The organism is Lentilactobacillus sunkii DSM 19904 (assembly GCF_001435575.1).
Taxonomy (GTDB): Bacteria; Bacillota; Bacilli; order Lactobacillales; family Lactobacillaceae; genus Lentilactobacillus; species Lentilactobacillus sunkii.
Window position 1 is genome coordinate 67513 of record NZ_AZEA01000005.1, and the last position, 13776, is coordinate 81288.

At 41.8% G+C, this 13776-nt stretch carries 14 protein-coding genes; 4 read left to right on the top strand and 10 right to left on the bottom strand.

Annotated elements, in window-relative coordinates; genetic code table 11:
- Positions 1–12: 12 nt before the first annotated feature.
- Positions 13–510 (bottom strand): DUF1440 domain-containing protein, encoded by a 498-nt coding sequence (locus tag FD17_RS05240; RefSeq protein ID WP_057824312.1) that lies wholly within the window; start codon positions 508–510, stop codon positions 13–15.
- 235 nt (positions 511–745) lie between these two features.
- On the opposite strand from FD17_RS05240, the gene FD17_RS05245 reads away from it, so the two are divergent.
- Positions 746–949, top strand: coding sequence for a cold-shock protein (locus FD17_RS05245; protein ID WP_057824313.1), 204 nt, complete (start codon positions 746–748; stop codon positions 947–949).
- 147 nt (positions 950–1096) lie between these two features.
- Here FD17_RS05245 and FD17_RS05250 read toward each other — a convergent pair whose 3' ends face one another.
- The gene (locus tag FD17_RS05250; protein ID WP_057824315.1) at positions 1097–1960 is read right to left on the bottom strand and encodes a GRP family sugar transporter; all 864 of its coding nucleotides are present in this window, start codon (positions 1958–1960) and stop codon (positions 1097–1099) included.
- A 184-nt stretch (positions 1961–2144) separates the two neighbouring features.
- On the bottom strand, positions 2145–2798 hold the full coding sequence (locus FD17_RS05255; protein WP_057824317.1) for an endonuclease III domain-containing protein: 654 nt from the start codon (positions 2796–2798) through the stop codon (positions 2145–2147).
- 145 nt (positions 2799–2943) lie between these two features.
- Between FD17_RS05255 and FD17_RS05260 the strand changes: the two genes are divergently transcribed.
- A complete protein-coding gene (locus tag FD17_RS05260; protein WP_057824320.1) occupies positions 2944–3561 on the top strand; it encodes a sugar O-acetyltransferase in 618 nt (205 codons plus the stop codon).
- Between the two features lie 50 nt (positions 3562–3611).
- Here FD17_RS05260 and yjeM read toward each other — a convergent pair whose 3' ends face one another.
- A complete protein-coding gene (gene yjeM, locus FD17_RS05265; protein WP_057824322.1) occupies positions 3612–5102 on the bottom strand; it encodes a glutamate/gamma-aminobutyrate family transporter YjeM in 1491 nt (496 codons plus the stop codon).
- A 587-nt stretch (positions 5103–5689) separates the two neighbouring features.
- Here yjeM and FD17_RS05270 point away from each other — a divergent pair.
- A complete protein-coding gene (locus tag FD17_RS05270) occupies positions 5690–7888 on the top strand; it encodes an alpha-galactosidase (protein WP_057824324.1) in 2199 nt (732 codons plus the stop codon).
- 45 nt (positions 7889–7933) lie between these two features.
- On the opposite strand, the gene FD17_RS05275 is transcribed toward FD17_RS05270, so the two are convergent.
- The 4 genes from FD17_RS05275 to FD17_RS05290 all read right to left on the bottom strand — a co-directional run bounded on the left by FD17_RS05275 (position 7934) and on the right by FD17_RS05290 (position 11952).
- Positions 7934–8938: a LacI family DNA-binding transcriptional regulator gene (locus FD17_RS05275; protein ID WP_057824326.1), complete on the bottom strand. Its 1005-nt coding sequence runs from the start codon at positions 8936–8938 to the stop codon at positions 7934–7936.
- Positions 8939–9072: 134 nt separating this feature from the next.
- Positions 9073–9762, bottom strand: a complete 690-nt coding sequence (locus FD17_RS05280) for a 2,3-diphosphoglycerate-dependent phosphoglycerate mutase (RefSeq protein WP_057824328.1) — start codon at positions 9760–9762, stop codon at positions 9073–9075.
- 105 nt (positions 9763–9867) lie between these two features.
- On the bottom strand, positions 9868–10854 hold the full coding sequence (locus tag FD17_RS05285; protein WP_191983127.1) for an AI-2E family transporter: 987 nt from the start codon (positions 10852–10854) through the stop codon (positions 9868–9870).
- Between the two features lie 195 nt (positions 10855–11049).
- Positions 11050–11952: a hypothetical protein gene (locus tag FD17_RS05290; protein ID WP_057824333.1), complete on the bottom strand. Its 903-nt coding sequence runs from the start codon at positions 11950–11952 to the stop codon at positions 11050–11052.
- Between the two features lie 199 nt (positions 11953–12151).
- Here FD17_RS05290 and FD17_RS05295 point away from each other — a divergent pair, with 199 nt between their 5' ends.
- Positions 12152–12532: a DUF1694 domain-containing protein gene (locus FD17_RS05295; protein ID WP_057824335.1), complete on the top strand. Its 381-nt coding sequence runs from the start codon at positions 12152–12154 to the stop codon at positions 12530–12532.
- 68 nt (positions 12533–12600) lie between these two features.
- Here the strand turns inward: FD17_RS05295 and FD17_RS05300 are convergent, their stop codons facing one another.
- On the bottom strand, positions 12601–12933 hold the full coding sequence (locus FD17_RS05300) for an AzlD domain-containing protein (RefSeq protein ID WP_057824337.1): 333 nt from the start codon (positions 12931–12933) through the stop codon (positions 12601–12603).
- Positions 12934–12944: 11 nt separating this feature from the next.
- Entirely contained in the window at positions 12945–13751 is an 807-nt protein-coding gene (locus tag FD17_RS05305) for an AzlC family ABC transporter permease (protein WP_420864818.1), read from the bottom strand.
- Positions 13752–13776 lie beyond the last annotated feature (25 nt).

Consider the following 13776-nt stretch of genomic DNA (forward strand, 5'->3'; position numbering starts at 1 on the left):
AATTTTTTATGGTTATTTCTTATTTAACTTGTTATAAACTTCATCGGCGATCAAATCATTCGTCCACATCCAGACAACGTGACCCAATGCTTCGGAAACATGTTCTTCAGCTGGCTGATCCTTGGCGGAAGGAACCGTCCCCATTGCAGGCATGATGCCCAGATGAAAGGCGCCCCAGACACCAAGGCCGAACAATGTCCCGTCGCCCATCTTGATCATCGGTACATAATGGCCGGCCAGACTGTAAAACATGGCAAATGAGGTTGAGAACCCAAAGTGAATCACGTAACTTACCCATGGCAATTGCTCACCGGAATAGGTATAAGTGGCATGGGTAACTTTTTCAGGTATGCCCGCCTGTTCAAGTAATCGTTGCGGTGGATTGGTTTTGTTGCGTTCCGGTGTTCGCGGCGGTAACACATTCTCCCAGCCCAGCTTCACCAGACCGGAGATAACCCCGGCGACTCCGCCGGCAATTAAAGCGGCTTTCCAATTAACAGATCTACTCATAAGTGACGATCCCCTTTCGCGTTCGCATTAACTTAATTATAATCCAACTGATGCCACTTCACTCAAATAAAGAATTACAGTTCTTTCATTTGCTTTTTTCGAATTTACCTGTTAAGGTATAGACAATGTATTTAGCTTCGAAACAAGGTCCATCGTTCTAATAAGAATGACTCCTTACTTTTCAAGTTTCAAATGCAAAATTTATCGCGCTATGCGCAACGGAGGTTTCATTCTTATGGAACAAGGTACTGTTAAATGGTTTAATGGAGACAAAGGTTACGGTTTTATCACTTTAGAAGACGGCAAGGACGTTTTTGTTCACTTCTCAGCTATTAATGCTGACGGTTACAAGACCCTTGAAGAAGGACAACATGTAACTCTTGACGTTGAAGACAGCGATCGTGGCCCACAAGCTGCTAACGTTTCAGTTGTTGAATAATTAAATCAACGAAAAATAAAAGCCTCCTGTGAGGGGCTTTTTTTGTTGCTCTGAAAACCGATTTGTTCAGCTGAATTGGATCAAAGTATAATCAAATGGCGTCCAAACATATTCATGTTCGGACGCCATTTTCATTTGGAGATTATTTTAAAATACCGTCGTAATCACGGCACCGGTCACAATCAACACTAATCCACAAAACGTAAATACCAGTTCCCGTGGCGTCTTATATTCATGCATCCAAACCATCCCTAATAAGGTCGAAATAACAACTGCCAGCTGGGATACAACAAACGCAGAGTTAACCCCATTTGCATTCACAGACAGGATGTACGTAATTGCCCCTAACGCATAGACAAGTCCACCGGCAATGTTGAGCCAACTCGTTCTTTCTTTGAAAATGGCGCTCTGTTTGGTAACAACGACATAGATGATAACGGCCACAAACATGCCGACACTTTCGGGCATAAAAATTGCCAATCCTGAGCTGTTTAAGGTTCGAGGAATGGCCATATAGATAATATACCCCAAGGTTGTGAATACCAGCATGATCATGGTACCGAGCCATTTTTTATCATGGCCTTTCTGGTTGGGCAGCTGTTCGGTAACTGAAGTCAGCCAGATTCCCACAATGAGCGTCAGAACACCGATCGCCCCAAGAACTTTCTGGGTGAATGTCGACCACTCACCAAAAATGACGACGCCAACCAGGGAAGTTCCAATCAGCTGAAACCCAGTAGAAACAGGCATTGTGGTCGAAAAACCAATGTTCTTTAAACTAATGAACTGGCCAACCTGGCCGATTACCCAAAAAGCCCCGGCAGATGCGGCAATTAAAAAAGTGGCAGTAGAAATATGGGGATGATAAAAAACGGTCAGAATCAGCGCAGTTGTCAAAGCCCCAAAGGTGGTCCCGAAAATCTGATTGGCTGGTTTACCGCCGATCTTGGCCACGACTGGAGATAACAGCCCCCAACCAATTGCCGGCAGAATCATTAACAATATATTCACGATAAAAGCTCCTATTCAATCGATAAAATTTCTTTAAATGAGCCCGATGATTAGCCACAGGATCCCCTGGCCTTTAGATATAGTAAAATTTTATCATGAATTTTCGATTAAATGCCATATGAATTATTAAAAACTTGTCAATGTTGATATTAAACGCTGTTAAAGCCGTAGCTGAAATGAATGGTTACCCCTTTACATTGAGCAATTTCCTATCGAAGGTACCCAGGAAGCTTTCTTTAAACTGCTGCTTATCTTTCAAATGTTTCTTTCCAAATTCATCAATCAAGCCATGAAACTCTTGGGCGTCTTTATAGTTGAATGTTTCCGGTAAGATAATCCGCTGTTGAAGCTTATGGTAGTTCGACAGGCCGCGAAACCCCAGGTAAGTAAATAACGTTCTGGCATACTTGTCAGCAATAAACGCGGGTTGATCAAATACATAAACCACTAATGAGTCAGCGGTCTCTTCACCGACCCCAGGAAGTGCCAGCATCGTCTCTCGGAGCTTGTCACCGTATTCTCCAACCATCTGGCTAAAGTCACATTGATGTTGATCAAACCAGCTGAGAACGGCTCTCAGGCTCTTACTTTTATTAACATAAAAACCGCTTGGCCGAATCAAAGTCTGTAATTGCTCGTCGGATAACTTCAGAATTTCTTTGACGTCCAGTTGGGTTTCATCCCTTAAGTTGGTCAGAGCCATATCCACGTTATTCCAATTTGTATTTTGAACCAAAATGGCACCGATCACAATTTCCATTTTGGAATCTGCCGGCCACCAGTATTGTGGTCCCATCTTACTGAACATTTCTTTATATAACGGCACTGGATTAATCACGCCTGTCCCTCCCAATCAAGTTAGTTCAATTATACCAAAGCCAAATGGCCATTAGCCTCTCTAACCACCCAAAAGCCAATCCGTGGTAGCGCTATCACCTACGATTACGTTATACTCATGACATAACAAATCTTAGGAGGAAACCATGACTGAACAAGAAAAAATGCTGGCGGGTAAGATTTATGATCCATCAGACCCCACTCTCCAATCGAAACAACATAACGCCCACCGGCTGTCAAAGCTTTACAACAATACTTTTGATGAAGATGCCGAAGAACGGGCAAAAATTTTAGCCCAACTCCTGCCAAAAGCAGATAAAAATATTTACTTACAAGGGCCAATTTTCTTTGACTATGGCATCTATACCACGATTGGCGACCATTTTTACGGAAATGCCAATCTCTCCATCCTCGATGATTGTCCGGTCACAATCGGCAGTAATGTCATGTTTGGACCCAACGTGACCCTTGCGACACCCATGCACCCCCTGCGTTATCAGGATCGAAACGTGAAGCAGCGACCAGACGGGTCCGAATATGATGATGAGTATGCCAAGCCGATCACGATCGGCAGCAATTGTTGGTTGGCCAGCAACGTGGTGGTTGTCGGTGGTGTGACCATTGGCGATGGCTGTGTGATTGGTGCCGGTAGCGTCGTAACTCGCGATATTCCCTCAAATTCATTAGCCGTCGGCAATCCCTGCCGGGTATTGAGAAAAATTACAGATCAAGACGACATACATTTAAAAACCGAATTATTTTAACCAAAAAAGTCAGCCGAAGATATTCTTCGTCTGACTTTTTAATATCGAGCTTATTTATTTTTTGCTAATTTGTGTGACTGATATGTCAAGAATGCCCAAGCAATCGCACCAAAGAAGATTGGGCCGATGATTGTCCAGAAGGCTGTGACATAGTCGTGTTGAATGATTGGAGTCACCGCGGTAAACCCGATTCCACCAACCAAAACGATCAAAACGATGATTGAAACGGCGTCAGTTATCCAACGCTTCTTGTAAATCTCAAATGGTCGTTCCAACCCTTTCTTGCGTTTGAAGAAAGGAAAAGCGGCAACCAAAAAGATGTAAGGGAAAGATGTGGAAATATTTCCCATGTTGGTCAAAATAACATAGAATTGTGAGGCATTTGAACCACCGAAAGTAACAAAGAAGATCAAGACTGCCACGATGACTGCTTGAGTCCACATCGCAAACCCAGGCATGCCCTTCTTATTCAACTGAGTCATCTTGGCCGGCCAGAAGTTGGGATTTGAACCCATGATAAACGACTTCAAAGGTGAATATACCAAGACAAAGAATGAGCCCATATAAGCCATGAACATACTTAATCCGGCGAATCGGGCAAAGGCAGTCCCGAGTATTGAACTGGCAGCAGCCGATAGATGAAGACTTTGCCCAAGGACAACTCCTAAATTAGCCATCAACACATAGGTGATGTTTCCCAAGTTGACTTGTCCGTGGCCAAGAACTGAATGCCAATTAGTAGTAATTCCCCAAAGGAAGATTGATAGAGAATACATAACGGTAATGATCACTGTTGAAATAATCAATCCACGTGGAAAAGTCTTGGCCGGATCCTTCATATTATCGGTAACCCCACCCAAGGTTTCCGTTCCGGCATATGCAAACACAGCGTAAACCATGAATGAAATGACCGCGATTGGTGATGTAAATTGAGGGTTTGGCGAATTGATGAAGCTTCCTATCCCAGTGACGGGCTGAGCCAGATGACCTCCATTAAATACCAGAACAACGATACTGGCAATTGCAAAAATCACTGTCAACAATGAAACAAAAATTCCACCCACTGACGAGATTTTAGAAATGGAATCCATTCCGCGAACCGCAAACCAAGTAACCGTTAGAATCCACAAAATAGCAAGCAACCCAACGGTCTTGGTTGAACTCAAGCCAAGAAAGCTCCACGTCTGAGTCGTATCATGACCAAACAATGTGGTTGCAAATGGAATCCAAACTTTTGAAGCAGTCGACATCAACCAGATAATCCAAGACGACAACCAGATGAAAGTCCCGATAAAGGCCCACTCCTCACCGATTGAACCAGCCAACCAGGAGTATATTCCACCATGGGCATCCTTAAAAGTCGAGCCATACTCGGCAAACATCAGGGCAGTAGGCAGCAGGAACAATACGGCTCCCAATATGTACCAAATAATACTTGCGTAGCCCATCTGATCGTACGCAACGGTCGTATTCGCAAACCCATAAATGGTTGATAACGTCATTAAAACTAATCCAACTAAAGTGATCTTTTTCTTCTGCATAATATAGATTCCCCAATTTTTAAATGATAATCCTCTACGAGGTAAACGTTTTCGCACAAAAATTAGTGTAGCATTCGTTTATTAAAATTAATTGCATTTATCTCACATATCAAATGGAGAAATATTAAAAGATTCACAAGTTACATTACAATTGATCACTCAGATAATCATGAATAATGAACATTGCGGTAATTAGAATTTAGCATCAAATGTATTCGCCCAATTTTTTCTAATAATAGTTTAATGATAATCAAAATTGGTATTGCCACCAAAATGTTAGATGTATTAAAGATGCTTCTTTTCATCTCTCCTGACTTTGATTAATCGATTTCAGAAGCCGTTTATGTTTACTGTTTATTTTTAAACCCTGAAATGTTTAATTCGTCAAGTGGTTAAAATTAAAGATTTTCGATTTTTAAGATGAATTGGCCAGATAACGATTGATTCTATGCCAATTAACGCGAATTTATTTTTTATTTCTTTTAACCACAAGGATCAGGTTGACTTTTCCCTAAAAGCGCTTACAATTATAATTATTAAATTGTTTACTGTTTACTTTCAAACAAAATTATTGGAGGAATACATCAATGGATGCACAAATTAAAGTATCAAAAGTGAGTGGGAACCAAATTTTCCACCTATCCAACTCAAAGGTTAGTTACATTCTGGGTGTGGAAGACCATAACGTTCTAGCCCACTACTACTTTGGTAAAAAAGTGAATGACTATTCAGGGAGCCTGAAGTATCCCCGACTGGATCGATCATTTTCTCCAAATTTTAGTGATGCGACCGACCGAAACTACTCATTGAACACCCTACCCCAGGAATTTCCAAGCTTTGGTGCTGGCGATTTCCGTGAACCAGCGATCAGTGTTCAACAAACCAACGGCTCTATGATCACTAACTTTGAATATCAAAGTTACCAGATTACCGATGGGAAAGACGCTTCGCCTGAACTTCCAAGCACTCATGCGGATCAATCGGAAGCCAAGACGCTCACAATCACGATGGTTGATAAAATAGCGCAGATTACCGTCAATTTGGCCTACACCATTTTTTCTGATTCCGCATCAGTTGTTCGCAGTTCACAAATCATCAATTCCGGAACAACAGACATTGACATTAAAAAGATTGACAGTATGAACATTGATTTTCCTAAAAATGATTATCAACTACTTCAACTTCCTGGCCGATACGCTGAAGAACGCCAAGTTGTAGTTGAAGACATTAACCCAGGTACTAAAGTTTTGGATTCGAAACGAAGTTCATCGGGGCACATGCAAAGTCCTTTCTTTGGCTTGGTTTCACCAAATGTCACTGAGGATAGCGGCACAGCTTATGGTTTCAATCTAATCTATAGTGGAAGCCACAAATCGACTATTCAAAAAGATCCATTTGAACAAGTTCGTGTACAGATGGGAATCAACGATTTTAATTTCTCTTGGAAACTCCGTCCACAAGAATCCTTCCAATCTCCTGAAGTTATGATGAGCTTCAGTGATCGTGGTTTAAACCAGCTGTCACATGCTTTTCATCATTTGATTCTTAATCACGTCATGACATCACAATTTGCCAAGAAGCCACGGCCAATTCTGATTAATAATTGGGAAGCAACGTATATGGACTTTGATGAAGCCAAGCTGGAAAAAATTGTGAAAAAATCTGCCCAACTCGATATCGAACTATTTGTTTTGGATGACGGCTGGTTTGGTCATCGTAACGATGACAATTCTTCACTGGGTGACTGGTACGTTAACAAGGAAAAACTGCCACATGGTTTAACTTCAATTTCAGACCTAACCCATCAATTGGGAATGAAATTCGGCCTATGGTTTGAACCTGAAATGGTTTCCAAAGATTCTGATTTATATCGGGCCCATCCTGATTGGGCGATCCACACCCCCAATCGGCAGCTTTCCGTCTCCCGTGATCAATATGTTTTAGACTTCGGCCGTCCGGAAGTTCGTGAACATATTTTCAAACAAATGTGTGAAATTTTAGACAGTACAACAATTGACTATGTCAAATGGGACATGAATCGAAATATTACCGAGTTGTACAATTTGAACTTACCTGCTGACCAACAGGGTGAAGCCTCACATCGCTACATTCTTGGGGTCTATGACTTTATGGCCAAAATCACAGCCCGTTATCCAAACATCTTATTTGAAGGCTGCTCAGGCGGCGGTGGTCGTTTTGATGCAGGAATGCTCTATTACATGCCGCAATACTGGGTATCTGATAATACCGATGCTGTGGAAAGAGTCAAGATTCAATACGGTACCAGCATAATTTATCCACCAGTTGCAATGGGTGCCCACGTATCAAAAATTCCGAACCCAAATACCGGCAGAAGCATCGATATCAACTTCCGCTCGTTAGTTGCTAATTCCGCTGATACCGGTTATGAACTGGATCCTCTCACTCTTTCGGATGATGAAGTCAAAACCGTCATTCAAGAAAATCAATGGTATAAAGCAAACCGGGAACTTATCCAATTCGGTGATTTCTATCGATTAATTAATCCTTTTAAGAACAATCAAGGCTCTTGGATGTTTGTCAGCCCCGACAAGTCTAAAGCGGTGGTCATGTACTTTAACATTCTCAATCAACCTGCATATCCACTAACCGTGTTGAAGCTTCAAGGTCTGGATCCAAAAGCCAAGTATGAAGTTAACGGCTCATTGGCAGTATCCGGTGATGAGTTGATGAACATTGGCTTCTACCCAATGCCCCAACCAAAACATGATTTTGAAAGTATGAAATTTGAACTCAAAAAAATATAATCTCAAAAAAGGTTTACGCATTTTAACGTAAACCTTTTTTGCACACTATATAGTTGTTTCCCGTTCGATTAATTTGCCAGATAACTGGACCTGACGAATATTTGAATTGTCAGAAGTTAATTCGTGGACTAGAATTCTAACCGCTTCGCTGCCAATCTCTTTAGTTGGAATTCGAAAAGTGCTTAAGCGCGGAATCAAAAATTTTGAATAATTCAAATCATCAAAGCCAATCACTTGGACTTGATTGGGAACTGATACCTTCGAATCATGGAGTGCCCGCAACACGCCAAGAGCAATCGGATCCGAAGCAGCCACAAAAGCTTGAATCTGCGGATGCTCCTGGATCAGGGCAGTTGCCGAGTCGTAACCGAATTGTGGTGACCATTCACCAATCTTAGTATGAAGCGTCACGCCGGCTTCTGCTTCACTAAGCTGTTGGAACGTGTCCAATCGATCCTCTTTTTCGGGGTGACTCACCTGACCCTGTACGCCAACACTAGATAATCTGCCGCCAATAAAACCGAATTCCTTGATTCCCTGGTCCATAAATCGTTGAAAGGCAGTCTTAGCCATTCCAGACACGTCCGGATCCACTCGATTGGCAACCAATGTATTCACTTGATTATCAATTAAAACCAAATGCTCATTTTGGTCTCGAAATGATTGAACCACTTGGTTATCAATTGCCCCAATCAAGATTAAACCGGCGTATTTGGGAATATCATTCATTTTCGGTTTTTCCTGAAGCCGATAGATTGTTTTAATTTTAAAATCAGTCTCTTGGGCTGCCTCGGAAACCCCTTGAAAAATCAGTCGGAAATAAGCGTCATTGACTTCTTCAGCCTCCGTTAACGTGGTGATCACACAAAGAGAATTGATCCACTTTTTGCCTTGATGCTTAGTTGGCTGGTAATTATATTGTTTAATGAGCGCGAGAACCCTTTTCCGGGTACTATCTGACACCGAGAGAGTTGGATCTTCGTTCAGTACGCGGGAGATGACCCCAGGTGAAACTTTTGCGATCCGAGCAAGTTGGCGAATACTAATCATAGAAAAACTTCCTTTGAGAATTCATTTTTTAAAAGTGATTTCCTTATTACGAAACCAATTATATCAGATTAGCAAAATACGCAAAAACAGTCACTTTGGGGACATGCCCAAAGTGACTGTTTAGTATTACTTGATTAGTCCAACTTAGTCTTGCTGACAACGTTCAATTTGTCATCAAAGTCATAAACCACTGGCTCACCAGTAGCCATTTCAAGGTTCATGATATCTTCATCGGAAATGTTTTCGATGTATTTTGAAAGTGCCCGTAATGAGTTACCATGAGCGGCAATGATAACGTTCTTGCCGTCAAGTAATTTAGGAGCAATTTGATCTTCCCAGAATGGCATTACACGTTCGAGTGTAACTTTAAGATTTTCACCACCAGGGATGATGTGTGGATCAAGGTTGGCGTAACGACGGTCATGAACAGCTGAACCTTCGTCGTCGGCCTTCAGAAGTGGAGGCAATACATCGTATGAACGACGCCAGATATGAACCTGTTCGTCACCATATTTTTCAGCAGCCTTCTTCTTGTTGTGGCCTTGCAAAGCGCCGTAATGACGTTCGTTCAAACGCCATGATTTAACTTCTGGAATCCAAAGTTGGTCTGAGTATTCCAAAGCATAATGTAAAGTTTTGATTGCTCGAGTCAATACTGAAGTAAATGCAAAGTCAAATTGAATGCCGGCTTTTTTGATTAACTTACCAGCGTTGATGGCTTGCTTAACTCCTTCTTCACTCAAATCAACATCGACCCAACCAGTAAATTGGTTAGATAAGTTCCATTCACTTTGACCATGACGAATTAACACAAGTTTTGCCAATATAATTACCTCTTTCTTTATCTCTATCAGATTGATTTTACACCAAACAGAAAAATTTTTCAGCTTAATTGTGAAATTTTTATAAAGTGGTTTTAAAACCGTAAGCTACGATCGGGTCTTTAGCAGCTTTTTGCGAGGAACTTCATGCTTTTTGACTCCCAGAATATCCAGGAAGAACGTGAAGATCGGCACCCCACAGATTAAGCCCCAAATGCCAAAGAAATGTTCGCCGACCAGTAGTACAACAAAGGTATAAAAGATCGGCAGGTTGGTCTTTGAGGCCATAAAATTGGGATTTAGCACGTATGCCTCAAAGATATGGATCACGATTATCGTGATCAGCAGGTAAAAGACATCGTTGATGCCGCCCACTGAAAAGCCGACCAGCGATAACGGGATAAACGAAATGATTACCCCGGCAACCGGAATCAGACTGAAGATGAAGACCATCAGTGACAATGCTGCCAACTGCGGCAGCCCCATAATGGCAATCACGATTGTCGTCAAAGCAGTGTTGCAAAGGGCAATGAAGAATTGGGCTTCAATCACAACACCAAAAGTAGAAACAAACTTTTTACCAAAGAAAGCCAAGTCTTGGAAGAACCAGCCAAAATCACTTTCCAACAGTGACTTCGAAAAGCGATCCATCGCTTTGAGCTCAATGGTGAAGAAAAAGCTCAGCATGATCGACAGGAATAATGTGACTCCCATCTTTCCAACACCGGTAACATACTTCCAGACCAATGAAACACCATTTTTCATCTGGGCCATGACATTGCTTTGCTGGATCAATTTATTGACCCACGAAAGTGTGCTGTCATCGGGCAGATTATTCGGATTAGAGTAAAAATTAATAATATCCTGGGTCACATTGAACGTTTGGTCGGCAACTTTAGGAATATAAGTGGTAATCGCAAAGTACAGACCTAAGACAACCAACAGATAAACGATGGAGACAATTACCGGCGCCGGAATACGGATGTGCCGTCGAATTGCGTTAGTCAATTTGACCACCAACAATGAGAAAATAAACGTCAGCAAAACCGTACTGATCATGCTGCGGGTGACATACAGCACAAAAATAACCAGCATTAGAACGGTAAATCTTCTCAGTGGAATGTTGTTCACAAACCTTGCCCAAAGTGACAATTGCTCAACCCCCTCGCGGTTTTATTGATAAAACACATTTTACTCTTGGAAAGCGGTTCCTAACAAGCTTTATTACTCATGGATAATGAAAATCCCAGAGATAGTCATCCCTGAGATTCATTATGAATAAACTTTGAATTAATAATGTGCCTTTACGTACTGGCCAATTGTTTCGCCATTCTTGTGGGCACCTTTGATAATGTTACGGACATCCTGGTCGCTCATCGCATTGGAATCCACACCAGCTGCAGAGATCTGCTTTCTGGCACTCGTAATTTGAGCGGCAGTAATCGGCTTGCCGTTAAGGTCACGCTCACCCTTGGTAACAGTGTATTCGTTCGAACCCTTATATGCGGCCGCAGCCTTCTTCTCAGCAGAAGTTAAGCTGGCTCCCTTATCGCCGGTCACATTAGGATTATTGTTGGTGTTACTATTGGAACTACTTGATTCAAAACTGTTTGAACTGTCTGAAGAATTGCCGCTGATTGCGTCGTTATTCTTATCCCGCAAAGTTTGTGCTTTCTTCAAAATGTCCGCATAGTATGATTGATGAATCGACTTGTCGGAGAATATCTTGTCCAACGTACTGTTTGACTCGGTGTACTGCCCATTACCGGCCTGATCCAGTGCTTGATCATAAATCTTGTTGTAATTTTGACGATTCTTTTGAATCCCCTTTATTTTAGTAATTTGCGCATTGGCCCGGTCTGACAATAACTGATTGCCCTTCTTGGTATTGGCAACGGATTGATACTCACTTTTTGCCTCGCCAAATTTGAGCGAATCAAATAAGTCATTTGCTGAAATAAATGACTGGGTCTGGTTCAATATCCGATCAGCCTTGTCATCATTCGGTTTGCGCTTTAAGGCGTTGGTAAATGACGTCTCGGCAGCGGTATATTTTTTATTCGAAATTTGAAGGCGGCCTCGCTGCATAGCTTCCGCGTATATTTTTTCGTTTTGGCTATGACGGGCATATGCGTAACCACCAACTGAAGCACCAATGACTATGGCGATTACAATCCAAATCCATTTTTTCAAATTGAAGCCCTCCTCGTAAAATTTGTTCTAATTTATTATAACATTTTTCCCGAATGAACATTTTCCGGATCCCAGATTATTGTTCGGAAAATTTGGAATAATGATTGTTAAAGTATATTATAGCAAATGACTGATAGAGACTTTCAACAAATAATTTGTTATATTAAACTTAAATATTGCGTTCGAAAGGGGCATTCAATTGGCTGATAGTTCAGAAGAATTTATTAAGCAGCATATGTTTGGCAATCCACAGATTAAACCGGATGAAAAGCGGGCATTTCTTGGCAACTTTCGAGAAAGAGTCGCTTTAGCCCTGACCATCGGCCAGCTCCATCAGGCCGGCACCCCGGAATTAGTGGACAAAGTTCTAAAAAATTATCCTGAATACCGGGTCTATATCAACGGCAGGATGGACCAGGAATTAATCGACCCCTTCATGGACATCGCGATTAAAGAAAAGGTTCAATTCACTGTTCTAGTACAAAACGGCATGCGGGTTGACCAAGAGCTCACCGCAGATGACTTTGGTCTGGTGGTTGCCAATCCAACTGAAAAAATTAAACGAAGAATCCTTTTGTAAAGTTAATAGGACTACCGACAAGTTGAACTCGTCGGTAGTCCTATTTTTGTGTATATGTAATGCTTTTATCAGACAACCATTGCCAGGAGAAATACTGCCAATAACCCCAGAACAACTGAGATTGCCATTGAACGCGTCCAATACGCAATCCCAATCACGATCACAGCGGCAATCATTTCTGGTGCCCGGTTCACAAATGTGACCGTGTATTCAGGAGAAATGAAAAGATCCTTGACAACCAATGCTGTGAACAGCGAAATTGGAACGTATCTCATCCACTCGTTAAACCAATTTGGAATTTTTCGTGTACGGAAAAACATTAGGGGAATTAACCGTGGTGCAAAGGCCACGCAAAAACACCCTAAGATTAACCAAACATGTTGTGTCGTGTTCCATTCCATAAAGATAGCTCCTAGTCATCCGTGTCTTCGTCAGTATCCTCAGGCGATCCAGCAGGGTTCTTCATCGGTTTCAACCAACGACTCTTTGTGTCGAACTTTCTAATCGTTGCTTCGACCATAAATCCAATAAACGATGCCGTTAAGGTTGATAATACCAGCCCCAGGGTTGATTTGGTAATCACCATGAAGAAAGCTGCCAGAAATCCTGACAAGATACAAATTACGATAATCAAACCATTCTTCAACTGCACAACAATCATATAAAGGAATAACGCAGTTAAAGCGAAGTGAACAATTGTTAAGTCAATGTTAATCGCACTGCCGATCAGACTACCGATGATGTTACTGATTGTCCAAAAGACCAGTGTCATATGTTCAACATGCAGAGCTTCATGCGGCGTGAACTTCTTATCAGTTGAGAATTTTAAGTAATTTAATGCATAGTTTTCATCATTCATGGATGCCGCAAACAACGCGGTAAATCCCAGTGACTCCCCGTGCAGATACTTGGAAAGACTGGATCCCAACAACGCATAACGAAGTTCCAGGAAGAACATCATCAAGATCACGGAAAGCATTGGGGCATTCGTTGCCAGAAGCGAAGCGATTAAAAATTGAGCACCGCCGGAAAAAACCATAATTGATACCATCAAAGTGGTCCACACATTAAAGCCCGATGCGTGAAGTAAAATACCACACGCCAGCCCAATTGGTATATAACTTAAATCTACAGGCAAAGAAGCGTCAAGTATTCTTCGCCAATATGGAAGCTTTGCCCTCGATTTTGCTTCAGCTTTTCCCAAAAAGGATTCCTCCATTTAAACCAATACACACTTTCGTCAT

Coding starts and splice junctions, on each gene's coding strand:
- FD17_RS05260 (WP_057824320.1), top strand. CDS start 2,944: ATGACTGAACAAGAAAAAATGCTGGCGGGTAAGATTTATGATCCATCA.
- FD17_RS05240 (WP_057824312.1), bottom strand. CDS start 510: ATGAGTAGATCTGTTAATTGGAAAGCCGCTTTAATTGCCGGCGGAGTC.
- FD17_RS05270 (WP_057824324.1), top strand. CDS start 5,690: ATGGATGCACAAATTAAAGTATCAAAAGTGAGTGGGAACCAAATTTTC.
- FD17_RS05285 (WP_191983127.1), bottom strand. CDS start 10,854: ATGCTGGTTATTTTTGTGCTGTATGTCACCCGCAGCATGATCAGTACG.
- FD17_RS05275 (WP_057824326.1), bottom strand. CDS start 8,938: ATGATTAGTATTCGCCAACTTGCTCGGATCGCAAAAGTTTCACCTGGG.
- FD17_RS05300 (WP_057824337.1), bottom strand. CDS start 12,933: ATGGAATGGAACACGACACAACATGTTTGGTTAATCTTAGGGTGTTTT.
- FD17_RS05245 (WP_057824313.1), top strand. CDS start 746: ATGGAACAAGGTACTGTTAAATGGTTTAATGGAGACAAAGGTTACGGT.
- FD17_RS05305 (WP_420864818.1), bottom strand. CDS start 13,751: ATGGAGGAATCCTTTTTGGGAAAAGCTGAAGCAAAATCGAGGGCAAAG.
- yjeM (WP_057824322.1), bottom strand. CDS start 5,102: ATGCAGAAGAAAAAGATCACTTTAGTTGGATTAGTTTTAATGACGTTA.